This is a genomic window from Halomonas sp. A29 (assembly GCF_046723295.1).
GTDB lineage: Bacteria > Pseudomonadota > Gammaproteobacteria > Pseudomonadales > Halomonadaceae > Halomonas.
The window spans coordinates 151,940-175,226 of the sequence record NZ_JAXQPR010000007.1 but is presented as its reverse complement, the minus strand read 5'-3'; the positions used below and the strand labels follow the sequence as shown (position 1 = coordinate 175,226).

19 protein-coding genes are annotated in these 23,287 nt (G+C 63.3%); 11 read left to right on the top strand and 8 right to left on the bottom strand.

Annotated features, from left to right (window positions below):
- The first annotated feature begins 114 nt into the window (after positions 1-114).
- The 4 genes from SPH52_RS15170 (at position 115) to SPH52_RS15155 (ending at position 2,021) form a co-directional block, all read left to right on the top strand.
- A complete protein-coding gene (locus tag SPH52_RS15170) occupies positions 115-837 on the top strand; it encodes an SDR family oxidoreductase (protein ID WP_411795876.1) in 723 nt (240 codons plus the stop codon).
- Positions 838-862: 25 nt separating this feature from the next.
- Positions 863-1,339, top strand: a complete 477-nt coding sequence (locus SPH52_RS15165; protein ID WP_411795875.1) for a carboxymuconolactone decarboxylase family protein — start codon at positions 863-865, stop codon at positions 1,337-1,339.
- 117 nt (positions 1,340-1,456) lie between these two features.
- Positions 1,457-1,696 carry an Atu4866 domain-containing protein gene (locus SPH52_RS15160; RefSeq protein ID WP_411795874.1) on the top strand — a complete coding sequence of 80 codons (240 nt, stop codon included), beginning with the start codon at positions 1,457-1,459 and terminating at the stop codon, positions 1,694-1,696.
- 52 nt (positions 1,697-1,748) lie between these two features.
- Positions 1,749-2,021, top strand: a complete 273-nt coding sequence (locus tag SPH52_RS15155; protein ID WP_411795873.1) for a hypothetical protein — start codon at positions 1,749-1,751, stop codon at positions 2,019-2,021.
- A gap of 100 nt (positions 2,022-2,121) precedes the next feature.
- On the opposite strand, the gene SPH52_RS15150 is transcribed toward SPH52_RS15155, so the two are convergent.
- Complete coding sequence (locus SPH52_RS15150; RefSeq protein WP_411795872.1) at positions 2,122-3,120, bottom strand: 5'-nucleotidase; 999 nt, start codon at positions 3,118-3,120, stop codon at positions 2,122-2,124.
- Between the two features lie 172 nt (positions 3,121-3,292).
- Between SPH52_RS15150 and recC the strand changes: the two genes are divergently transcribed.
- From recC to SPH52_RS15130, 4 genes are all read left to right on the top strand, one after another.
- Entirely contained in the window at positions 3,293-6,976 is a 3,684-nt protein-coding gene (recC, locus tag SPH52_RS15145) for an exodeoxyribonuclease V subunit gamma (protein ID WP_411795871.1), read from the top strand.
- Positions 6,973-10,737 (top strand): exodeoxyribonuclease V subunit beta, encoded by a 3,765-nt coding sequence (recB, locus tag SPH52_RS15140; protein ID WP_411795870.1) that lies wholly within the window; start codon positions 6,973-6,975, stop codon positions 10,735-10,737. Before recC ends, recB begins: the two co-directional genes overlap by 4 nt.
- A complete protein-coding gene (recD, locus tag SPH52_RS15135; protein WP_411795869.1) occupies positions 10,734-13,082 on the top strand; it encodes an exodeoxyribonuclease V subunit alpha in 2,349 nt (782 codons plus the stop codon). The genes recB and recD overlap by 4 nt, the downstream gene beginning before the upstream one ends.
- Before the next feature lie 62 nt (positions 13,083-13,144).
- A complete protein-coding gene (locus tag SPH52_RS15130) occupies positions 13,145-13,900 on the top strand; it encodes a phosphatase PAP2 family protein (RefSeq protein ID WP_411795868.1) in 756 nt (251 codons plus the stop codon).
- A 197-nt stretch (positions 13,901-14,097) separates the two neighbouring features.
- Here the strand turns inward: SPH52_RS15130 and SPH52_RS15125 are convergent, their stop codons facing one another.
- Together SPH52_RS15125 and SPH52_RS15120 are read right to left on the bottom strand one after the other, a co-directional pair.
- Positions 14,098-14,874, bottom strand: coding sequence for an SDR family oxidoreductase (locus SPH52_RS15125; protein ID WP_411795867.1), 777 nt, complete (start codon positions 14,872-14,874; stop codon positions 14,098-14,100).
- On the bottom strand, positions 14,874-15,203 hold the full coding sequence (locus SPH52_RS15120) for a nuclear transport factor 2 family protein (protein WP_411795866.1): 330 nt from the start codon (positions 15,201-15,203) through the stop codon (positions 14,874-14,876). Before SPH52_RS15120 ends, SPH52_RS15125 begins: the two co-directional genes overlap by 1 nt.
- Before the next feature lie 93 nt (positions 15,204-15,296).
- On the opposite strand from SPH52_RS15120, the gene SPH52_RS15115 reads away from it, so the two are divergent.
- Positions 15,297-16,247 (top strand): LysR substrate-binding domain-containing protein, encoded by a 951-nt coding sequence (locus SPH52_RS15115; protein WP_411795865.1) that lies wholly within the window; start codon positions 15,297-15,299, stop codon positions 16,245-16,247.
- Positions 16,248-16,606: 359 nt separating this feature from the next.
- Here SPH52_RS15115 and SPH52_RS15110 read toward each other — a convergent pair whose 3' ends face one another.
- Positions 16,607-17,773, bottom strand: coding sequence for an MFS transporter (locus SPH52_RS15110; RefSeq protein ID WP_411795864.1), 1,167 nt, complete (start codon positions 17,771-17,773; stop codon positions 16,607-16,609).
- A gap of 121 nt (positions 17,774-17,894) precedes the next feature.
- Here SPH52_RS15110 and SPH52_RS15105 point away from each other — a divergent pair, with 121 nt between their 5' ends.
- The gene (locus tag SPH52_RS15105) at positions 17,895-18,761 is read left to right on the top strand and encodes a LysR family transcriptional regulator (protein ID WP_411795863.1); all 867 of its coding nucleotides are present in this window, start codon (positions 17,895-17,897) and stop codon (positions 18,759-18,761) included.
- 324 nt (positions 18,762-19,085) lie between these two features.
- Here the strand turns inward: SPH52_RS15105 and SPH52_RS15100 are convergent, their stop codons facing one another.
- Positions 19,086-19,412 (bottom strand): hypothetical protein, encoded by a 327-nt coding sequence (locus SPH52_RS15100; protein ID WP_411795862.1) that lies wholly within the window; start codon positions 19,410-19,412, stop codon positions 19,086-19,088.
- Between the two features lie 135 nt (positions 19,413-19,547).
- Between SPH52_RS15100 and SPH52_RS15095 the strand changes: the two genes are divergently transcribed.
- Entirely contained in the window at positions 19,548-20,552 is a 1,005-nt protein-coding gene (locus SPH52_RS15095) for a GlxA family transcriptional regulator (RefSeq protein WP_411795861.1), read from the top strand.
- A gap of 65 nt (positions 20,553-20,617) precedes the next feature.
- Here SPH52_RS15095 and SPH52_RS15090 read toward each other — a convergent pair whose 3' ends face one another.
- From SPH52_RS15090 to SPH52_RS15080, 3 genes are read right to left on the bottom strand one after another with little or no spacing between them, the layout of a single operon-like run.
- A complete protein-coding gene (locus SPH52_RS15090; RefSeq protein WP_411795860.1) occupies positions 20,618-21,043 on the bottom strand; it encodes a CopD family protein in 426 nt (141 codons plus the stop codon).
- Positions 21,040-21,393: a DUF3817 domain-containing protein gene (locus tag SPH52_RS15085; RefSeq protein ID WP_411795859.1), complete on the bottom strand. Its 354-nt coding sequence runs from the start codon at positions 21,391-21,393 to the stop codon at positions 21,040-21,042. The genes SPH52_RS15090 and SPH52_RS15085 overlap by 4 nt, the downstream gene beginning before the upstream one ends.
- Positions 21,394-21,420: 27 nt before the next feature.
- On the bottom strand, positions 21,421-22,194 hold the full coding sequence (locus tag SPH52_RS15080; protein ID WP_411795858.1) for a DJ-1/PfpI family protein: 774 nt from the start codon (positions 22,192-22,194) through the stop codon (positions 21,421-21,423).
- Positions 22,195-23,287 lie beyond the last annotated feature (1,093 nt).

Here is a 23,287-nt window from a genome sequence, read left to right as displayed (position 1 = left end):
CGCCGCCTCCGTAGGCTTGTCACAACGACGCTCTTACTCGTTTTCTGGCTCAACGATCGATTGTCCGAGCCCTGCGAGAGTGTCGCCCCAAGCCACTCATACGGAGCCTATCCCATGAGCAAAGTGATTCTTCTCACCGGCGCCAGCAGCGGCATTGGCGAAGCCACCGCACGGTTACTGGCAAGTCACGGCCATCGACTGGTCGTTGGTGCTCGCCGCACCGACAGGCTGGAAACCCTGGCCCAAGCCATTCGCGCCGAAGGCGGCAGCGCGGACTACCGCGCGCTGGACGTCACCCAGCGCGAAGACGTGCAAGCCTTCGCCGATACCGCGCTGGAGCTTCACGGCCGTATCGACGTCATCATCAACAATGCCGGCGTCATGCCGCTCTCGCCCCTAGCCTCGCTCAAGATCGACGAGTGGGACCGCATGATCGACGTCAACATCCGCGGCGTGCTGCACGGCATTGCCGCCGTGTTGCCCACCATGCAATCCCAGGGTAGCGGGCAGGTGATCAACATCTCCTCCATCGGCGGCCTCTATGTGGTGCCCACAGGCGCCGTCTACTGCGCGACCAAATACGCCGTGCGCGCCATTTCCGACGGGCTGCGCCAGGAGAACGACACGCTCCGCGTGACCTGCGTCTATCCCGGCGTGGTGGAGTCGGAGCTGGCCAACACCATCACCGATGCCAGTGCCGCGGAAGCGATGGCGAGCTTCCGCCAGATCGCACTCAAGCCCGACGCCATTGCCGCGGCCATCGCCCATGTCATCGCCCAGCCCGACGACGTGGATACCAGCGAGATCGTGGTTCGCCCCACCGCCAGCCCGGCATGAGCCCGACCGCTTCGAGGAAAATCCAATGCTCTCATTTTCCACACCGCGCAAGTCCATGCTCGCCAGCCTCACCCTCGTCGCCATGACGGTCCTGCCCTTCACGGCTCAGGCGACAACGACTGAAGCGCGCAGCGCACGAGGCGCCGAGATGATCCGTCATCTCAACAACGGCGAAGCGCAGCCAAACCTAGAGGCCATGCGCGAAGAGTTTCCCTTCCTCGCTGAAGCGACGGAAGCATACGCCCTGGGTGATGTCTGGGGACGGGATGTACTCGACGATCGCACACGACAGCTCGCTGCCGTCGCCGCCATGGCGGCTCTGGGAGAAACCGGCCTCATGCGCGTCCATGCCGGCTACGCCCTCAATGTCGGCGCTTCGGAAGATGAGTTGAAGGAGATCGTTTACATGATCACCGTACCGGCCGGGTTTCCGCGTGCCATTGCCGCCTCGCAAGTGCTTTCCGAGCTGTTCTCGGAACGACGCTCCAGTGCTATCGAGTGATCGATGATGTCGACCAGCCCCGGCCCTCAACCTAGAGCGCTACTGTGCGCCGTCCTCGCCACTGTCTTGATGCACAGCATCGGCGCACAGGCGGAAAACCTCCAAGGAGACCTCCCCATGGCAGACCACCCCTACGTCGGAATGTGGGTCACCGACGACGGCCACATACGCCACGAACTCTTGCCGAACAACCGCTACGACGAAGCCCGCGGCAAGCGTGAAAGCGCTTATCAAGGCCGTTACCAAGTAACCGGCAACACCATCGAGTACTGGGACGATACGGGCTTCACTGCCGACGGTGAGTTCATCGACGACGTGCTCTATCACGCCGGCATGGTGCTACGGCGTGAAGAGTAGCACCCGCCGACTTGAAGAATTTCACACCTGTTTCATTGAAGGAAAACACACGATGAAAATTCAGAAAATCTCACTATTTCTTGTACTTGCTCTTGCCTCGAGTGCAGCTCTTGCCGAAAGGGGCGCAGAGGAGCCGGTTCCGCCGCTCCTCGCATCCTCCAATGCAACCGGCCAGAACAGCTTCGAACGCCTGGATCTTGATGGCGATGGCTATATCTCACGGGAGGAAGCCCAAGCGGGAACGCTACCGGAAATCTTCCTGTTCATGGATCGCAACCATGATGGGCTGATCTCGCGGCAGGAGTTCCACTACCGTCCGCGTTGATAGCTCGCCATAGCGTAAAGCCATGTGCAGGTCACAGCAGATTTCAGTCTGCACATGGAGAAGGGGGCCAAGCGCCCCCTTTGTCAGTTCTGGACGATTGCTAGTCTCGTGGCGAATTCTCTTCAGGCAGGAGATGGACAGGCCGGGACGCCTCTTTCTCTCCGGAAACGAGGCCCTGGTTGAGCTGCCCGAACGGCACATGCACCGACGGCAGGATATCGCTGGTGGCCGAGAGGTGGGACGCCTGGTCGTCGAAAAAGATATGCGGCTTGATGATGCCGAGAACATGCTCCTTGGCGATGCCGCCGAGGAAGTAGGCTTCGTTGACGGTCACGCCCCAGCTACGCATGGTATGGATGACCCGCTCGTGGGCCGGCGCGTTGCGGGCCGTCACGATGGAAACCCTGACCTTGGGGCGATAGGCGCCCTGGGTTTCCTCTTCGCGCTGCTTCTCCAGCATCTGGATGTGGGCCAGCTTGCGCAGGAATACGGCCAGCAGGCCCGCCTCGGACGGTACCTGGGCATTGGCCCGTTCGTATTCACGAAACGCCTCGATCCCCTGCTGCTGGTAGATGGTCTCGGATTCGTCGGTGACCAGCACGCCATCGAAGTCGAAGGCGATGCGCAGCTCCTCCTCGTCGGTGAGGTCGAGATCGCCCGAAGACAGCACCTGCCCCGCCGGGTGCCCCGCCAATATCGCCTGATCGACATCCTGGCGATTGGCCGACAGGAAAAGGCTGATGTTCAACGCCGGAATGAAGCGGTGGGGGTAGCGCCCCTGCAGGAAGATCGCCCGCGTGATGCCCAGTTCATGGTGCTCGATGGATTTCATGACACGCAGCCCGGTTTCCGGGTCGTTGCGCGAGAGCAGCACCACCTCGATGGGCGGATTGTCCGGACTGAGTTCATTCAATGAAAGCAGGCGCTTGATGAACGGGAAGGCAACGCCGGTGCTTAACGGTTTGTTCTCGTTATCGCGCTGGTAGATGCGATAGGACGCCTCCCCCTGCTCGCGGAAGACCCGGTCGGACTCCGCCAGATCGAACAGGGCGCTGGACGCCAGCCCGATTACCAGGCGTTCGCTGAGATCGTAGGCCATGGCCGCCCCTAATGAAGAAGTGCAATGCACGATCTCCAGACCATGCCTCAGAGTTTTCGGCCAGACAAGCGCCGATCCGTATAGGCGTCTCGGCTTGGAAGCGCATGACCGTAAAAGCGTAAACCCGTAAAACTGCAAAGCTGTATTTATGGCAACATGGTTGAGTTCATGTATGCAGCAAGGACCCGCCATGCCGTTCGCCGCTACGCCCCTCACCCCCGGCTTCATGGTCGTTCATGGCAACCGCCTGGAGGACCTGCGCGGCGTGGCGGTGGAGTGGATGAAACGCCACCCGCTCGCACCGCTGGAGAACGAGACGATCCTGGTGCAGAGCAACGGCATCGGCCAGTGGATGAAGCTGGCGCTGGCCGCCGACGAGGCCGATGGCGGCAGCGGCATCGCCGCCGCGCTGGACGTCACCCTGCCGGCGCGCTTCCTGTGGCAGGCCTACCGCGCCGTGCTCAACCATGTGGAAGGCGACCCCAACGCGGTGCCGGCCACCTCGCCCTTCGACAAGTCGCACCTGATCTGGCGGCTGCTGCGCCTGCTGCCCGAGCTGATGCCGCGGGACGAATTCGCCCCGCTGCGCCGTTTCCTCGAAGGCGACAGCGACCTGCGCAAGCACCATCAGCTCGCCGAGCGCCTGGCCGACCTGTTCGACCAGTATCAGGTCTACCGCGCCGACTGGCTCGACGCCTGGGCCCGCGGCGAGGACGTGCTGATCTCCGCCCGCGGCGAGGCGCGCCCCATCGACGACACCCAACGCTGGCAGCCGGCCCTGTGGCGAGCCGTGGTGCACAGCGTTGCCGAAGACGTGGGCGACGACGGCGTGGCCTCCAGCCGCGCCATGGTGCACCGGCGTTTCCTCGAGGCGTCGCGCCAGCTCGATGGCGATAATCGCCCCGTTGGTCTTCCAAGGCGGGTGATGGTGTTCGGCATCTCCTCGCTGCCCCAGCAGTCGCTGGAAGCGCTGGCCGCCATCGCCCGCTGCTGCCAGGTGGTGCTGTGCGTGCACAACCCCTGCCAGCACTACTGGGCCGACATCATCGAGCACAAGGACCTGCTCCGCGCCCAGCGCTACCGCCAACGGCGCAAGGAGGGCATGCCGGCGCAGCTCGACGTGCTCGGCGTTGGCAGCGATGACGGAGCGCAGAGCCTTCACCTGCACGCCCAACCGCTGCTGGCCGCCTGGGGCAAGCAGGGCCGCGACTACCTGCGCCTGCTCGACGAGCACGACGATGCCCAGCAGTACGAGCGCCTGTTCGCCGCCGACTCGCTGCGCATCGACCTGTTCGAGCCCTTCGTGCGCGAGGGGAACGGCCGGCTGCTGCAGCAATTGCAGGACGACATCCGCGAGCTGCGCCCGCTGCACGAGACCCGCGAGACCTGGCCGGCGGTGGACCCGAGCCGCGACGACTCCATCGTCTTCCACGCCGCCCACAGCCCCCAGCGCGAAGTGGAGATCCTCCACGACCAGTTGCTCGCCGCCTTCAGCGCCGACCCCGGCCTCAGGCCCCGCGACATCATCGTGATGGTGCCGGACATCGACCACTACGCGCCCCACGTGCAGGCGGTCTTCGGTCAATATGCGAGGGGCCAGTTGGAACGCGACGACCCGCGCTACATTCCCTTCACGCTCTCCGACCAGGGCAGCCGCCACCGCCTGCCGCTGCTGATCGCGCTGGAGAAACTGCTGCGCCTGCCGGAGCTGCGCCTCTCGGTGAGCGACCTGCTCGACATGATCGACGTGCCCGCCCTGCGCGCACGCTTCGGCATCGAGGAAGACGACGTACCCACCCTGCGCCGCTGGATCGAAGGCGCCGGTATCCGCTGGGGGCTCAACGCCGGCCAGCGCGGCAGCCTCGACCTGCCACAGGGCATGGAACAGAACACCTGGGCCTTCGGCCTGCGCCGGCTACTGCTGGGCTACGCCGTGGGCGAGGCCGCCAGCGGCCCGTGGCAGGGCATCGAACCCTTCGACGACATCGGCGGCCTGGAAGCGGCACTGGCCGGCCCCCTCGCCGCGCTGCTGGAAACCCTGGAGCAGCAGTGGCGCAGCCTGCGTGAGCCCACCGACGTGAGCGGCTGGGTGCAGCGCCTGCGTGCCCTGCTGGAAGCGAGCTTTCTCGCCGACGCCCCCGAAGACAGCCTGATGCTGGCCCAGCTCGAACAGACGCTGCAGGCGTGGCAGGAGAGCGCCGAGGCGGCCGGGCTGACCCGCGACCTTCCGCTTTCCGTGGTGCGCGAATACTGGCTCACCCAGATCGACGAGCCGAGCCTGTCGCAGCGCTTCCTGGCCGGGGCGGTGAACTTCGCCACCCTGATGCCGATGCGCGCCATCCCCTTCAAGCGGGTGTGCCTGCTGGGCATGAACGACGGCGACTACCCGCGCAGTCACCCGCCGATGGACTTCGATCTGATGAACGGCGACTACCGCCCCGGCGATCGCTCCCGCCGCGAGGACGACCGCTACCTGTTCCTGGAAGCGCTGCTCTCCGCCCGCGAGCAGCTCTACGTGAGCTGGGTGGGTCGCAGCATCGTCGACAACGGCGAGAAGCCGCCCTCGGTGCTGGTCGGTCAGCTGCGCGATCACCTACAGGCCGGCTGGCGCCTTTCCGACAAGGGCGAAAGCGACGGCAGCGACCTGCTCGAGTCCTTGACCACCGAACACCCGCTGCAGCCGTTCAGCCGCACCTACTTCCCCAGCGAGGCACAGCAGGCCGAGCGCGACGTCTCGGCCCGGCGGCTGTTCACCTACGCCCATGAGTGGCGCGACGTGCATGGCGAGGCAACCCAGGCTGAAGCCGCGCCCCTCGACCTGGAGGCATATAAACAGGACGCGCCGCTGACCCTGGCTCAACTGGCCAACTTCCTGCGCGACCCAGCCAAGGCCTTCTTCACCACCCGGCTCAAGGTGTTTCTGGAACGCGAGGACATCGTCAGCCTCGACCACGAGCCCTTCGCCCTGGACGGCCTCGGCAACTGGCAGCTGCAGGACCTGCTGATCCGCGAGCAGCGCCGCGCCTTGGATGAAGGCCGCGAGCGCCTGCCCGCCATGCTCGACACCCTCGACCGCCTCCAGGGCCAAGGCGTGCTTGCCATGGGCGCCTTCGGCGAGCGCATGCGCGAACAGCTCATCGAACCGATGGATGCACTGTTCGAAGCCTACGAGGAAGCCCTGGAAGCGTGGCCCCGGGCCATCGAGGAGCCCGAGCCGGTGCAGCTCAACGTACCCGGCGCCCCGTCGTTGGAAGACTGGCTCGACGAGCTGCGCGAGAGCGAATCGGGCGAGCGCTGCCGCCTGGTGCTCGCCAGCAGTAGCCTGGTGAAGAAAGGCAAGTATCGCTGGTCGCACATCCTGCGCCACTGGGTCGCGCACCTGGCCGGGCACCTGAACGACAGGCCCATGACCAGCCTGCTGCTTTCCAAGGCCGGCCACGTTACCCTGCCGCCCCTCGACCCGGAAGCCGCCCGCCTGCAGCTGCGCGAAATCGTCCGCACCTGGCAGGCGGGCATGCAGATGCCGCTGCCGCTCGCCTGCGATACCGCCTTCGTCTGGCTGAGCAAGTTGGGCACCTCCGACACCGAGCGCGACAGCGATGCCTGGCGCGCCGCCGCCAGCGCCTACAACGGCGACGACTTCAACGCCGGCGAGGCAGGCCGCAACGCCTACCTCGCCCACCGCTGGCCCAGCTTCACCGCGCTATATGAAGCCCGCCAGGACAGGCTCGGCTTCGCCGAACTCACCGAACGCCTGCTCGCCCCGGTGCATCTTGCCGTGAAAGGCGACAAGAAAGAGGGCGACAAGAAAGAGAGCGGGAAGAAGGAAACGAAGAAAGCGGGGAGCCAGGCATGAGCGACGTCTCTCAATTAAAGCCGCTTGAGTTCCCGCTTCACGGCAGCCGTCTGATCGAGGCGAGTGCGGGAACGGGCAAGACCTTTACCATCGCCCTGCTCTACGTGCGCCTGGTACTCGGCGCCCGCTCGGCCGAAGACGAGGCCGCCTTCGAACGCCCGCTCACGCCGCCCGAGATCCTCGTCGTCACCTTCACCAATGCCGCCACCCAGGAGCTGCGCGAGCGTATCCGTACGCGGCTGGTGGAGGCGGCTAATGTTTTTCTGCAGCCAGCGGAAGGGGCCGAGGGCGACGACCTACTTCTTCAATTACGCAATGAATACGCTCCCGCCACCTGGCCCGCCTGCGCCCGGCGCCTGCAGCTCGCCGCCGAATGGATGGACGAGGCCGCCGTCTCCACCATCCACAGCTGGTGCTACCGCATGCTGCGCGAGCACGCCTTCGACAGCGGCAGCCTGTTCTCGCTGAACCTGGAAAACGACCAGACCGAGCTGGAACTCGAGGTGGTGCGCGACTACTGGCGCAGCTTCTACTACCCGCTCAACCTCGATGAGCTGGCCACCGTGGTGCGCCACTGGAGCACCCCCGAGCAGTTGCACCAGGCGGTGCGCGGGCTGATGCCCGAAGCGCAAGCGCTCGACAAGGGCGCGCCGCCCCCGGCCGAAACGGTGGCCAACGCCCAGCGCGAGACCGCCGAGCGCCTGGCTCAGCTCAAGGCCCCCTGGACCCAATGGGTGGACGAATGCGAGGTGCTGTTCGAGGAAGCCGCCCAGCAGAAGGCTTTCAAGGGCCAGAGCTTCAATGCCCGAAGCCGCAGCAACTGGCTCGGCGCCCTGCGCGAATGGTGCCAAGGGGATGCCACCTGGCCCGGCCTGACCGATGCCGCCTGGAAGCGCCTCACGCCCCAAGGCATGGCCGATATCTGGCTCAAGGGCGAGCCGCCGAATCATCCGGCCCTGGCCGCGCTGGAAGCCCTGCAGGATGAGCTTCACGCCCTGCCCGACCCTTACGCCGATCTGCTCACCCACGCCGTGCACTGGTGCCGGGCGCGGCTCGACCGCGAGCAGGAGCGCCGTGCCGAGATGGGTCCCAACGAGCTGCTCACGCATCTCGACCGGGCGCTCACCGGCCCCAACTGCGAGGCACTGGGCGCACAGATCCGCCGTCAGTTTCCGGTCGCCCTGGTCGATGAGTTCCAGGACACCGACCCGGTGCAGTACCGCATCTTCGACTGCGTGTACCGCATCCGCGAGAACCGGCCGGAGTGCGGAGTATTTCTGATTGGCGATCCCAAGCAGGCGATCTACGCCTTCCGCGGCGCCGACATTCATACCTACCTGCGCGCCCGCCGCGATACCCAAGGCCGCCACGTCACCCTAGGCACCAACTTCCGCTCCAGCAGCGAGATGGTCGAAGCCGTGAACCGCTGCTTCGAATTCGCCGAGGCGCATCCGCCCGGCGCCTTCCTGTTCAATTCCCCCGAGGGGAACCCCGTTCCTTTCAATGCGGTTGGCGCCAAAGGGCGCAAGGACTCACTCACCCGCCAGGGCCAGCCGCTGCCGGCCATGACCCTGTGGCAGCTGGAAAGCGACGAGCCGCTCTCCAAGACCGCCTACCACGGCGTGATGGCCGAGCGCTGCGCCTCCACTATGGTAGAACTGCTCAACGAGGGGCAAAGCGGCCAAGCAGGCTTCCAGGAAGGCGAGCGCTTGCAGCCGCTCAAGCCCTCCGATATGGCGGTGCTGGTCAACGGCCTGGGCGAGGCGCGGGCGATCCGCCAGGCGCTGGCCCGGCGCGGCGTGAAGAGCGTCTACCTCTCCGACAAGGACAAGGTATTCGCCTCGCCGGTCGCCACCCAGCTCGATGCCTGGCTGCGCGCCTGCGCCGAACCTGAGGACGACAGGCTGCTGCGTACCGCCCTGGCCACTTCCGTGCTGGGGCTCGATATCGCCACGCTGGATCGCTTGAACGAGGACGAGCTGGCCTGGGAAAGCCGCGTACTGCAGTTCCGCGACTACCACCGGCTGTGGCAGCGCCAGGGCGTGCTGCCGCTGGTGCGCAAGATCATCCACGACTTCGACGTCGCCACGCGGCTGCTTGCCTGGGGGCCTGCCAGCGACGGTGAGAGAGCACTCACCGACCTGCTGCACTTAGGGGAGTTATTGCAGCACGCCAGTCAGGAACTCGACGGCGAACACGCGCTGATCCGCTTTCTCGCCGAATCCATCGCCCATCCCGAAGGCCAGGGCGACACCCACAAGCTGCGCCTGGAGAGCGACGCCGACCTGGTGCAGGTCATCACCATTCACAAGTCCAAGGGGCTGGAGTACCCGCTGGTGTTCCTGCCCTTCATCTGCAGCCACCGGCCAACGAAGAAGGACGACTCCCCGCTGCGCTGGCACGACGCCGAAGGCCGTCTGCGCATCAGCCTGGAGGCCGACGAGGAGACCCTGGCCACCGTCGACCGCGAGCGGCTGGGCGAGGACCTGCGCAAGCTCTACGTGGCGCTGACCCGGGCGCGCCACGCCACCTGGCTCGGCATGGCCCCGCTCAAGGGCGGCGAAGGCAGCGCCATCGGCCAGCTGCTGGCCAATGGCGACCTGCTCGGTCCGACCGGGTTCAGTGAAGCACTCAAGCGCCTGAAGGGCGATTGCGCCGCCATCGAGATCGCCCCGGCGCCGCCGGCCCACGCCCAGATCGTCACCCAAACAGAACGCGACGATGTACTTGGCGAAGCGCGTACGCCCACGCGCCCCGCCCGCGAGCACTGGTGGATCGCCAGCTACTCGGCGTTGCGTCTCTCGGGAGAAATGGTAAGCGCCCCAGTAAGGGCTGACTTACCCCCTACCCTGCATGACAGCGAAGCGAAGCGAAACGACAGCCTGCCGGAACCGGCCACCGCCATGGAAGCCACCGCGCTGGAGGTGATCGAGGAACCCCATGACAGCGGCCAGAGCGAACCGCTGCCCTCCTTGCATCGGTTCCCTCGTGGCCCCGGGCCCGGGACATTTCTCCACGGCATTCTGGAGTGGGCCGGCGAGCACGGCTTCGCCCGCGTGGCCCGCGACCCGGCCCTGCGCGAGGAGACCCTGGCCCGGCGCTGCCAGGTGCGCGGCTGGCAACCGTGGCTGAACACCCTGCACGCCTGGTTCGGCACCCTGCTCGCCGCCCCGCTGCCGCTGCCCGATGGCGCAGGCAGTCTTACGCTCGAAACGCTGACGAGCTACCAGGTGGAGATGGAGTTCTGGTTCGCCTCACGCCAGGTCGACACCCGCCGGCTGGACGCCCTCGTAAGTGCTTACACACTCCCCAATCCAGATGACAGGCCAGGCACCAGCCTGCCGCGCCCCGCGCTGGATGCCGACACCCTCAACGGCATGCTCAAGGGCTTCATCGACCTGGTGTTCGAGCATGAGGGGCGCTACTACGTGGCCGACTGGAAATCGAACCACCTGGGGCCGGACGACAGCGCCTACAGCCCCGAAGCGATGCGCCAGGCGGTGGCCGAGAAACGCTACGACCTGCAGTACGCGCTCTACCTGCTGGCCCTGCACCGGCTGCTCAAGGCGCGCCTGCCGGGCTACGACTACGACCGTCACATCGGTGGCTCGCTCACCGTCTTTCTCAGGGGCGCGAATGCGGAGAGCCGCGGCGTGCACGCCGAGCGCCCCCCGCGTGAGCTGATCGAAGCGATGGATGCGCTGTTCCAGGGCAATACCCAAGCGGCAGGCACCCGTAACACGACGGAGGCGCGGGCATGAGCAAGCGCAGTAAGCACGACGACGCCACCCCGGACCTGTTCGCCGATCTCGGAGAGGAATCAGCAGGCATTGGCGACGCACCTGAAAAAGACGAGCCCGCCAGGCCGGAACCGCCTCAAGCCGCGCAGGGCAATGTACAAGCCGCGCTCAACGACACTCAGGCGCTGTTCGCCCTGCTCGACCGCTGGGTAGAGCGCGGCTGGCTGCGTGCGCTGGACCGCGCACTGGCCAGCTTTTTCCAGCGCGAGGTAAGCGACGCCCCTCCCCTGCTGCTGCTCGCCGCCGCACTCGCCAGCCATCAGCTCGGCCGCGGCCACGTATGTCTCGACCTGGCCCAGACTCTGGCCGCCCCCGACCTGGCGCTCTCGCTGCCGCCGGAAGGCGACGACCTGAGCGACCCGCCGCCGCTGCCCAGCGACCTGCTGGCTGAATTGGATCTTGCCACCTGGCAAGCTGCCCTGAACCACCCCGCCCTGGTGGCGGATAGCAACACGCCCCAGCCCGGAAACACCCCGCTGGTACGCAGCGAACGCGACGGCAACGTGCGGCTCTACCTGCGCCGCTACTGGCAGTACGAGCAGGACATTCGCGGCCTGATCGGCGCCCGGATTGCTTCCGCCACTGAGGCCCCCATCCAGGCAGAAGCCGACACCACCACCCTGGCCCGGGCGCTGGCCGCACTGTTTCCCCAAAGCCATAAACTCGACTGGCAACAGGCCGCCTGTGCGCTGGCCAGCCGCTCGCGCTTCGCGGTGATCACCGGCGGCCCCGGCACCGGCAAGACCACCACCGTGGTCAAGCTGCTTGCGCTGCTGCAGGCGCTGGCCCTGGGCAAAACCGCACCAGCCGGCGCCACCGCCCCACGCCCGCTGCGCATTCGCCTTGCCGCCCCCACCGGCAAGGCCGCCGCACGCCTCAGCGAATCCATCGCCAAGCAGGTGCAGGGGCTTTCGCTGGTGGAACTGGCCGCCGCCGTGGGCCAACAGGGTGTGGATATCTCAACCCTGCGCGACAGCATTCCCACCGAGGTCACCACCTTGCATCGCCTGCTGGGTTCGCGACCGGATACCCGCCACTTCCGCCACCACGCCGGCAACCCGCTGGTGCTGGACGCCCTGGTGATCGACGAAGCCTCGATGGTGGATATCGAGATGATGGCCGCCGTGCTCACCGCCCTGCCACCCAGGGCGCGGCTTATCCTGCTCGGCGACAAGGACCAGCTTGCCTCGGTGGAAGCCGGCGCCGTGCTCGGCGACCTGTGCCAGCGCGCCGAAGGCGGCCACTACACCCCGGCCACCTGCGACTGGCTGGAACACGTGATCGGCACGCCGATTCCCGAACAGTACCAGGACGAAGCGGGCCAGCCGCTCGACCAGGCCATCGCCATGCTGCGAGTGAGCCACCGCTTCGATGCCAAGAGCGGCATCGGCCAGCTCGCCGAAGCGGTCAACCGCCCGCTCGCACCCGAGCATGGGCAAAAAGAGAAAAAACGCGCGGTACGCGAGATCTTCGGCACCGATGGAAAGTCACGCTACGCCGACATCGCCCGCCTTGCCCTGGCGGACGCCGACGACCCGGCGCTGGATCGCCTGGTGGTGAACGGCAACCCGGCTGGATTCACCAACGGCGGCGAAGGCCGCCACGACCGCCGTGGCGAGCCCATCGCCCCGCCCCGCGGCTACGCCCACTACCTGGACGTGATCCAGGCAACGCGGCCCACCCAGCCCTTCTTTGGCGAAGGCGATGAACGCCAGCCCTACGACTCCTGGGCCCGCCAGGTACTCGCCGCCCATGGCCATTTCCAGTTGCTGTGTGCGCTCAGGAAAGGCCCCTGGGGAATCGAAGGGCTGAACCCGCGCATCGGCCGCGCCCTGCGCCGCGCCGGCTGGCTCAAGGCCAGCGACCTGGAGCTGGAACAAGGCTGGTTCGAAGGCCGCCCGGTGCTCGTCACCCGCAACGACTACGGCCTGGGGCTGATGAACGGCGATATCGGCATCACCCTCGCCGTGCCCGAGGCCCGCAGCGCCACCGACACACCCGGCCGCACCCTGCTGCGCGTCGCCTTCCCCGCCAGCGGTGACATCAAGTGGGTACTGCCCAGCCGCCTGCAGGCGGTGGAAACCGTGTTCGCCATGACGGTACACAAATCCCAGGGCTCGGAATTCACCCACACCGCCCTGCTGCTTCCCGACGCCCCCAACCCCATCCTCACCCGCGAGCTGGTCTATACCGGCATCACCCGCGCACGCGATTGGCTCACGCTGGTCGAGACGGGCCGAGGGATGCTGGATGAAGCGGTGACGAGAGAGGTGGTCAGGGTGAGTGGATTGGGGAGGTTGCAATAACACAGCCACACTAGGTTATCTGGAAGACGTCGCGTGTCGTTATCAAAGCAAGGGAATTGCAAATGAGACACTACAGAAAAATCGAACATGTGAGACGCCACGGACTTTCCCTGCTGGCTCGGTTCGGCCGCTACGAGTTGGCAGTGCTGCTGTGTGTCTCAGTACTTTCCGGCGGGATCTGGGGGTTCATCGAGCTGGCCGATGCTGTCACCGAGGGAGAAACCCAGAGCATCGATGAGACCCTGCTGCTCTCCCTGCGCAATCCTGCCGATCACACTGATCCGCTCGGCCCGGGTTGGGTCGAGGAAATGGGGCGAGACTTTACCGCGCTCGGTGGTGTCGGCGTGCTGGTAGTGATCACACTGGGTGCTCTGGGCTACCTGCTACTCGCCCGGCACTATCGTGCGGCGCTCTTTGCCTCGGTCGCGGTGCCCGGCGGCATGCTGCTCAGCACGCTGATGAAGATGGGCTTCGATCGTCCCCGGCCCGACCTCGTGCCACATGAAGCCATGGTCTACACCGCGAGCTTCCCCAGCGGCCACTCGATGATGTCTGCCGTCACCTACCTCACCCTGGCCGCCCTGCTCATCCGTGTACAGCCAGCGCTGAGGCTGAAGGCCTACCTGCTGATACTGGCGATACTGCTCACCCTGCTGGTAGGCATGAGCCGTGTCTACCTCGGCGTGCATTGGCCGACGGATGTACTTGCCGGCTGGACCGCCGGAGCGGCCTGGGCCTCGCTGTGCTGGCTGGTGATGCGCTGGTTGCAGCGGCGCGGGCAGGTAGAGACAGAGGAGAGCAGCTCGGGCACCGAGTAGGTGTTCAAGCGCTAGCAGCCGCAGCATCAAGAGGTGCTGGCCCGTGGGCCGGGGGGGTATAGAACACCCGATATTACTATTGGCTGGTGTGATCGGCTTTCGGCCAGAGCGAACCCTGGCGATTATCCGCTTCGGCCGAAAGCAGCCTCGCGTCAGTCTCACTTGTCAGTCGTTGATGCGTCTATGAGGCAGCGGTACTAGGCTGTCGGCACTGTTCCTCCGTCAATGACAAATTCCGTCCCAGTGATGGATGCGGCGCGAGGCGAAGCCAGAAAAGCAATAAGGTTAGCAACCTCGGACGGCGCGGAAGGGCGACCGATCGGAATGCCACCGATTGAGTCCATGATTATCTGTTTACCCCCTTCGTAATCCGTACCCGCCTCTTTCGCCAGTCGCTGCGCCAGTGCGATGGATGATTCGGTTTCGACCCACCCCGGTGCAACTCGCAAGACTCGAACACCTTGCGGTGAAACTTCTTTCGATAGGCTTTTGCTGTAGGTCGAAAGCGCAGCTTTGGCAGCAGCGTAAGCAGTCGTTGCTTCAGGCAGGGGCAGTCTGCTCTGGATAGAAGTCACATGGATGATGACGCCTTCGTTTCGATTCAGCATATCGGGGAGCAAGGCCCGATCCAGGCGCACGGCAGGAAGCAGATTCAAGTTGAATTCGCTTTGCCACTGCTCGTCGTTTAGCGCAGCAAACCCTCCCCCGGGGGCTGACGAGCCGCCCAAAACATGAATGAGGATGTCCACTGTTCCCAAGAGACGTTTTGCCTCTGTCACCAGGAAATCACATCCTTCTCTGGTCATGAGATCAGCCGAAACGCACTGGCCGTCAGCCATATCGGTGGTCGCCTGACGTGCCGAGGTCACCACCTTTGCTCCCTGATCGAGGAACAGTTCAACTACGGCTCTTCCGACCCCTTTGGTCCCCCCGGTGATCAAGACCCGCTTACCTGCCAAGTCGAGGTTCATCATTACTTAATCTCCAATGAGCGAATCCGACCATCCTGCAGCAGAAATACGTGGCCCAGCTCCGCTGGACTGCCAGGAAAATTACCGACAACACGAGTCTTGACGACCAGTTGACCCTCTTCATTTGATGACTCCAGGGGCTCGACACGGTAGGTAAAGGCTTGCTTTGCGTCACGCTGCCAGGCCTCGATAGCTTTGACCCCTTGGTGTGTCTGGTTCTCGTCGATCACCGTGGCATCTGTCCAAAAGCAGTCCACAACACGCGAGGTGTCGCCACCATTACTGATTTCAAAGTACGTCTCGACGGCTTTAGGTAGTAGTAGGTGCATCATCGGATCTCCTGTCTGTTAAGCAACGGGGTTATGGAGCAACCTTGCAGTAAGGATACGAGCCACCCATAATTCCAACAATCGGGATGTACATTAATGACGAATCCCGAAAAACGGGACAATCCGATGTCAGAACAACGCCTAGGCCTCAATGAATTCGAAGCTGCGCTGGCCGTGGCACGCAGGGCCTCGTTTCGACAGGCGGCTATCGAACTCAGTATTTCAACCACCGCTTTGAGCAACACCATTGCCAAACTGGAAGCGAATCTCGGCACGCGGCTGTTCAATCGCACGACACGCAGCGTGTCTCTGACCGAAGCAGGCATGATGTACGTGGATCGTGTGGGTCCGGCATTGCAGGATTTACGCGGCGCGCTGGAAGCCGTGCGATCCCACAGCGCCGGTCCTACGGGTGTCTTGCGTATCAATGCTTTTGCCAGCGCCGCACGTGAAGCTCTTCTTCCGCTAGTGCTGGAGTTTCTGCGACGTCACCCACAAGTACATATCGACCTTGTTACTGAGGGCCGTCTGGTTGACATAGTCTCTGAAGGGTTCGATCTCGGTGTGCGGTCTGCGAACCTCGTACCCAGTGACATGATTGCGATTCGTCTTGGTAAGCCGCAACGCTATGCAGTGGTTGGGTCGCCAGCGTATTTCGATACTTACGGCCGGCCCAGTTCGCCGTCTGATCTCCTTCTTCACAACTGCGTGCGCGTCCGCCTCCCAAATGGCGCGATCTATCCATGGCATTTCGAGCGTGCTGGAGATGTGGCCAGAGTCGATGTGAGCGGGCAACTCACACTGGACGAAGCAAACCTCGCCAAGACCGTCGTGCAGCAAGGCGTTGGGCTCGGCTTTTTTATGGAACAAGACGTGTACCGCGAAATCGAGACCGGCGAGTTCGAGCGAGTATTGGAAGACTGGACCCCGCCCAGAGATACCCTGTGTCTTTACTATCCGAACCGCCGCAACCCGTCCGCCGCGCTCAAGGCGTTCACCGCCTTGGCCCGCGCTAATTTTGCCGACAGGAAGGGGCTCGCGGAGTGATGTCCAATTGACGCGCCACCTGCTTGTTGCACCACGATTTATTGCCTCTGAGGGAGCATATGAATGCTTCTCTCAAAGGCATGCTGACCGCTTACGGCCAGAAGCTGCCGCTTGAATGCCTCTGCGAAATCTTGGGCGATACAACTGGCGTTTTGGCACCTGGCTAGGTGAGTGCGACTTTACCGCCCTGCATCGCTCAATGGGCACGACTGACGCCAGGCCATAAGCGAGCTAGGCCAATCCCCGCTGCGACTGCTCAGGCCTGCGAAGGCAAGGATGCTCGGTAGGCCAGCAAAGAATCGGGGACAGGCCACGATTCATTTCAAACCGTGGCTTCCCCAGTTGACACAGGCCGGCCTTTACACCACTGCAGCCGCCACCGCCCTGGAACGCCAGGCAAACCCCAACACCATCAACAGCCCCAGCCCGGCCATCGCCGCACCGGCCAAGGAAATCGCCGGGTAGCCCAGGCCGAAGTTGATCATCGCACCACCCAGCGCCGCGCCAATCGCATTGCCCAGGTTGAAGGCGCCGATGTTCACAGCCGAGGCCAAGTTGGGAGCGTCCTTGGCGGCTTCCATCACCCGCATCTGCAGCGGCGGCACAATGGCGAAGCTGGCGATACCCCAGATCAGAATGGCCGCAGCAGCCGGTAGCGGCCAGCGCATCAGCACCGTGAACGCCAGCAATACCAAGATCAGCGCACTCAGCGAGACGATCAGGGTGCGGTCGACAGAGCGATCCGCCGCCTTTCCGCCCCATATGTTGCCCAACGTCAGGCCGATGCCGTATAGCACTAGCATGGCGGTGATGAAGGTGGTGGACGCCTGGGTCTCGCTGCTGAGGATCGGCGCGATATAGGTGAATACGGTAAACATCGCACTGGACCCGATCACGGTCAGGGCCAAGGCTGCCAGCACAGAGCCACGGCCCAGCACGCGGATTTCAGCCAGCACGCCGCCGCCTTTCGGCAGAGGCACATTGGGCAATGCGAACCACAGCGCAAGCATGGTCAACACACCAAGGCCGGTAATGCCCCAGAATGCCGTGCGCCAGCCAAACACCTCGCCAAACCAGGCTGCCAACGGCACGCCACCGATGGTCGCCAGGGTTAAGCCCATGAACATCGCCGCCACCGCCCCCGCCCGTTTGTCCGGCGCGACCAGACTGGCGGCGACGATGGAGCCGACGCCAAAGAAGGCGCCGTGATTAAGCGAGGTCACCAGCCGGGCGACAAGCAGGCTGTAGTAGTCAGTCGCCAGCGCCGACATCAGGTTGCCCAGAGTGAAGATGGCCATCAGTCCGATCAGCAGGTAACGCCGGGGGATCCTGCCCGTGGTCAGGGTCATAAGGGGCGCGCCGAGCAGCACGCCCAGCGCATAGGCGCTGACCAGCAGGCCGGCAGCAGGAATGGAAACGCCGAGATCGAGCGCGATGCCCGGCAACAAGCCCATAGGGGAGAACTCGGTGACACCAATGCCGAAGGCACCGATGGCGAGCGCAACAAGGGGGGGATTTATACGCATGGAAGGCTCCTCATCTATGCCGCGAATGCTACAATTCGGACACTGCAAGCGGTAGGTAGCCTTTTCTGCAAACACCTTTGCTTTTGGGGAACAAATGGACTTTAGCGGCAGGTCAGGTGAAATGGTCGTGTTCGCCAGCGTGGCGGAGGAAGGCAGCCTGTCGGCCGCCGCGCGAGCGTTGGGGCTGACACCCTCGGCCGTTAGCCGAATCATCGCGCGCACTGAACAACGCCTCGGTACCCGCCTGTTGCTGCGCACTACCCGCACGATCACTTTGACCGCCGAAGGCGAGGCCTATCTGCGTGGTGCTCGACGCATCCTTGCCGATATGGCCGAGGTCGAAGAGGCTATTGCTGACCAGGGCGTGCCCAAAGGCCGCTTGCGCGTAAGTGCTGCGCTCGGCCACGGGCGGCTGGCCATCGTGCCGTTGGTGACCGCATTCAGCGCGCGTTACCCGAACATCACAGTCGACCTCACTCTGGGCGACGAAGTCGTCGATATTCTCGGCGGCCAGGCCGACGTAGCCGTGCGCTTCGGCCATCTGCCCGACAGCCCACTGACCGCTCGCCGCATAGGCGATACCGGCCAGGTGGTGGTGGCCTCCCCAGACTATCTCCAGCGCCACGGCACGCCGCAGCAACCGGAAGACCTGTTGCAACACAACTGCCTGCGCTTCAACTTCCGACGTGCTGAACCGAACTGGCCGTTCATCCGCGACGACCAGGCATTCTCCCTCAAGGTATGCGGCAATATCGAATGCAGCAGCGGTGAGGCGCTGGCGCAATTCGCACGGGTGGGCGCCGGCATCGCGCGCATCGGCGAATTCAGCGTGGCCGAGGATTTGCAGCGCGGCGACCTGGTGCCACTGCTGGAAGCCTTCAATCCCGGTGATAGGGAACCCATTCATGCGGTGTTCGTGGGTGGCTCGGCGATGCCGGCGCGGGTGCGATTGTTCGTGGACTTCCTGCTAGAGAATCACCGCATGTGAACAGGCGATAGCTCCGAGGGTGAGTGATGGCTTTCGGCCAGAAGCGGACAATCACCAATGACCTGAACACTTCCGATTCCCAGGCTCCCGGCACGCTGAGTTCAGGGCACCCGAAAAAAGCCAGGCAAGCTATAGATCAAGGGGAGCTCTAATGCGGCCGTCGCTCAACTCCCAGCGCAATACGACGGATTTCTCGCCGATCAGCCCACTCGCTGGCTGACTGGATCGCCGCAAGGTCCTTTTCCGATGTCAGTGCGGCGCTAATCAACCGGGTCTGCAGGCTGGTACGTGAGTAAATCAGCACCTGGGAGCTAGGATCGATATTCAGCGCCGCAAGCAGCGAGTCCAGGTGGAGGCGGGCGGGCTGAAATTCGAGTTGCACTCGCCGCTCCCCAGACGCGCGGCAAGCTGTGCGATGGGGTTCTGCTCCGGCGTCCCGGTATAGCCGATGGCGGTGTATTCGGTGCCGAAATCCGGCTGGCGGTCGGCAGTCTGCGCCGTGACGGTCTGTGCTGCGACTAAGACCAAGCCACTGATCGCATGCAGGGCGCATGTGGCAATAAGGCAAATCCGTCGGTATATGAAGTGTGGATAGAGCAGCATTCTGAACGCGAATGGTTCTACTCCTTCAAATGTGTCGTGCGCAGGCATGGCGCCCCCTTTTCGCTGAAGGTCACATAACGATAGTCGCTGTCAGAGCAATAGCGTGAGTGGCAGAAAGAACATAGATGAATCATTTACTGCCATTTGACTTCCTGCTAGGCTTGAGTTCGGAGGATAACTACGATGCACAAGATCGCCGTCCTCGCGCTCCACGACTTCGTTCCTTACGACCTGAGCATTGCCTGCGAGGTGTTCGAGCGCGCCAGCGCTTCCAACGGAAAACCAGCCTACCGTGTGCACGTCTGCGGTCAGGCCCGGACACTCCGCTCGCGTCACTTTGAAATGCGCGTTTCTCATGGGCTGGAGACACTTGCGCGTGCTAACACTGTTATCGTCCCCGGTATCGAGGACCCATCTGTCGCTGTGCCGAAGCCGGTATTGGCTGCGCTGCGGCAGGCGTGGAAACGTGGTGCAAGAATGGCGAGCATCTGCTCAGGCGCCTTCGTGCTCGCAGCCACCGGTCTGCTTGATGGCAGACGTGCCACCACTCATTGGGTAGGCACTGCGAAGCTGGCAGAGTTGTATCCGCAAATCACTGTCGAACCCGACGTGTTGTTTGTCGACGAAGGCCGCATCATTACCTCCGCCGGAGCTTCCGCGGGACTCGATATGTGCCTGTACCTGATACGCCGCGATCACGGCCAGGCCGTTGCAGCGCAGTCGGCGCGGCTTGCTGTCGCACCTTTGAGCCGGGATGGTGGGCAGGCCCAATTCATTCGCCACGAGCTTCCGACTTCTCGATCCAGCCTAGCATCGCTGCTTGAGTGGATAACGACCAATATCGACAAACCACTCGATATCGATACTCTTGCGAAGCAGGCTTGTATGAGCACACGGACCTTCGCCCGACGGTTCCGCGAACAGATTGGAACCACGCCGCTACAGTACATTCTGATGATGCGAATTCAACGGGCACAAGAACTCTTGGAAGTTAGTCATATGTCGGTCGATCAAATCGCCGCGCTGGCAGGTTTCGACTCTCCCGTTACGTTTCGCACACGGTTCCGTGGCATGGTCGGGCTCACTCCAACGGAATACCGCCGCCGGTTTAGCTCTCCCCAGGGAACAACGGGAAATCCTGAGAAGTTTCTTGCCTCAGAAGGCGGCGCGCGAAGACTGCTCAATTAAAAGATTGCGCGATCGAACCGCAGATATGGCTCGATGTTGTTGTGCGCGGTTGGTCCCTCGGCTTTCTAAATCGGCTTTACGACTGCCAAAATGGCGATCGTCAGCATGGCGATCACTATGCCGATGCCAGCTCCCGGAATGCCCTGCGCGAGCTTTCCGTCTCGGACGAAGCGGCGCAGTCGCCCCGACTGCACGCCATGGAGCGCCGAAAGAGCGACGACGAAGGCAAGCTTGACGATCAACCACCGCGAAGCGAACCAACCCGCCGAAAGTGCCAGCGAAAGACCGAATATCCAAGTAAGCAGCAATGCCGGTGTCGTGACACAGCGGTCGAGCCGAAGCAGAACGGCGAGAATACCGACTTGCTGCTCCTGCGGATATTCCGCAATCGTCCTCACCATCCGATCGTGCGCAAGCATGCTACCGACAAGGAATACCACCGCGGTTACATGCGCGGCCACAAAATAGGGATAGAACGCCAGAATCGTCACTTGATGCACTCGCCATTGAGCGACGCAGCCCTCTGCCGAAGCCAGGAAAGATTGGAGAATCCGGCAAACGGCAGAAAAGCCACAATGAACAGCCGCGCCATATCACGCCCCCGCCAGCCGCCGCCTGCTACTGTCTGCAACGCAGTCCACGTATAGGCCAGAAAGGCGACTCCGTGAACCGGGCCGAGAATCCGTGATCCGAGTGGCAATCCGACAATATGGTTCAACGGCACAGCGACGCAGACCAGCAGGACGAGCGTGGTCGCCTCGATGATCGACAAGACCTCCAGCCGCTTCAGTTGCTCGCGCTCAAACCCGCTTTCCGCCCGCGGTAGTGCCCGTCTATCCATCGATACATCCTCAAGTCTGGCTTGCATCTAGGCCGTCACCGCCGCTGTGCCCAATCGAGCGCCAGCTCGCAACATCACTTCCTCCAAGGGGCGCACCATTTGGAGCGTGTGAGCCCTGGCGCGTGCGGTGAGTTCGGGACCCGCCAACTCTGGTGTACCCGTCTCGAACAGCGGCTTCGGTGCGTATTCGGCCTGCAGGATCGCCTCGCGGGACATCTCATCGCCATAGATGTCCTGAATTAACCGGAAGGCGATTTCAAACCCCCCGGTGGCCGGGCCGGCCGTGATCCGATTTCGGTCCTCCACGACATTGCCCGGCATGCGCGTGGCTCCGGCGTAGGGCAATAGGTGCGCGGCCTGGAAGTTCGTCGTCGCCCTGTAGCCCTTGAGCAAACCAGCGGCGCCTAAAAGCAGGGAACCCGTGCACGATCCAGCTACCCAGCGGGCACGACTGCCCCGATCGGCAAGGAACTCCAACGTCTCCTCGTCCTCGAACACTTCAGGTGCCACCGCGCCGGCATACAGGATGTCCAGATCGCGCGGACAGTCGGCGTAGGCGGTGGTCGGTCGGGTGGGGAATGTTGGTAGACCAATGACCTCGTCCGTGTTCTTCCACACCAAGTGGATCTCCACCCCCGGCATCAGGCCGAACGCGGTGTGAATACCGACAATGTCCACCGCCTGGTATCCCGGCGCTACCAGGATCGCCATCTTTAGTGGTAATGCCGGCGAATCTGACCAGTCCCAATGCGATAGCTTTGTGCTGTCGGGTATATCTACTCCCATCTTCTCATCAGCCATGGGGGCCTCCTTCGTGTTGAGGTGTTTTAATGTTGAACGGCTGAACGATACTCCCCTCCCTCAAGAGCGCGTGAGTGGCAGGAACGACAAAGTATGATCATTTACTGCCAGCTGGGCGTGCTGCTATGAGCTGGCGGGGGGCAGCATCATTGCAGTAGGTCGCCTTCATAGCGCGTGGACACCGTTGCGCGAGGGCTTCGAACGGGCAGGGAACTGCTAGGCGGGCCGCAGGCCGTCACATCCTTTCGTAGCGCGAATAAGATGCCGTGGCGCTCGATGCAGTCGTTAGCACTTGCCGAGACTGCACTCCGAGGTCAGTCCAAGCCCGTCTTGCCAGACACCCAATAGGCCCTGGTAACGAGGCGTGCTGTCAAGATCCCCGGCTGCCTTAGGCTCTGGCGAAGCCACTGTATCGTCTGAGCTTTTCCGGTCAGCACGAAGGAAGCGCCAACGACGATTCGCGTGGAAAGCGCAACCTGCCTTCCTCACAGATCTTTGTCGAAATACTCCGGTACCTCCAGCGACGGAAAGTGCCCCCGTGTTCGGCCATCCTCATCGCACGATCTGCCGGTACCCCTGCTCTTCCCAAGGGCGCGGGCACTTCTCGATGTCGCGAGGGCATATCGTGATGCTGAGGGAACATCGACCCGCAGTTCGGGGTCGAGCGCTAGGATGGGGAGTTATCGATGCATGTCCACTAGAGTGGGGGAAGTTCAGCCTCGGCTTGGAAGAATTGTTAGCTGGCAGGCGACGCCTTCTTGCTAGGACGAGCCTTCCACTTCTTGGCGAGCCTTTCCTCAAACACGCTATTCAATTTCTCATCACCAAATTCCTTGCGAAGCGCCGTGCGCGCCAAGCCAACATGGGCAAAATACACGCCCCTATCAAGACGTTCTCGCTTATCGATTTCTGAGGCAGTTGCTTTCGATCTATAGATCGCAGCCTACTCAGCATCAGCCTTACGTACAGCATTCATATGGCGCCTCAAGATCATGCGTAGCTGCTCTGCGGTGGACACATTGAGAGCGATTAAATCGATTAGAAGATCTGCATATTCTTCTTCGGATTTTTTATTCTCGGGCGATAATTCTTC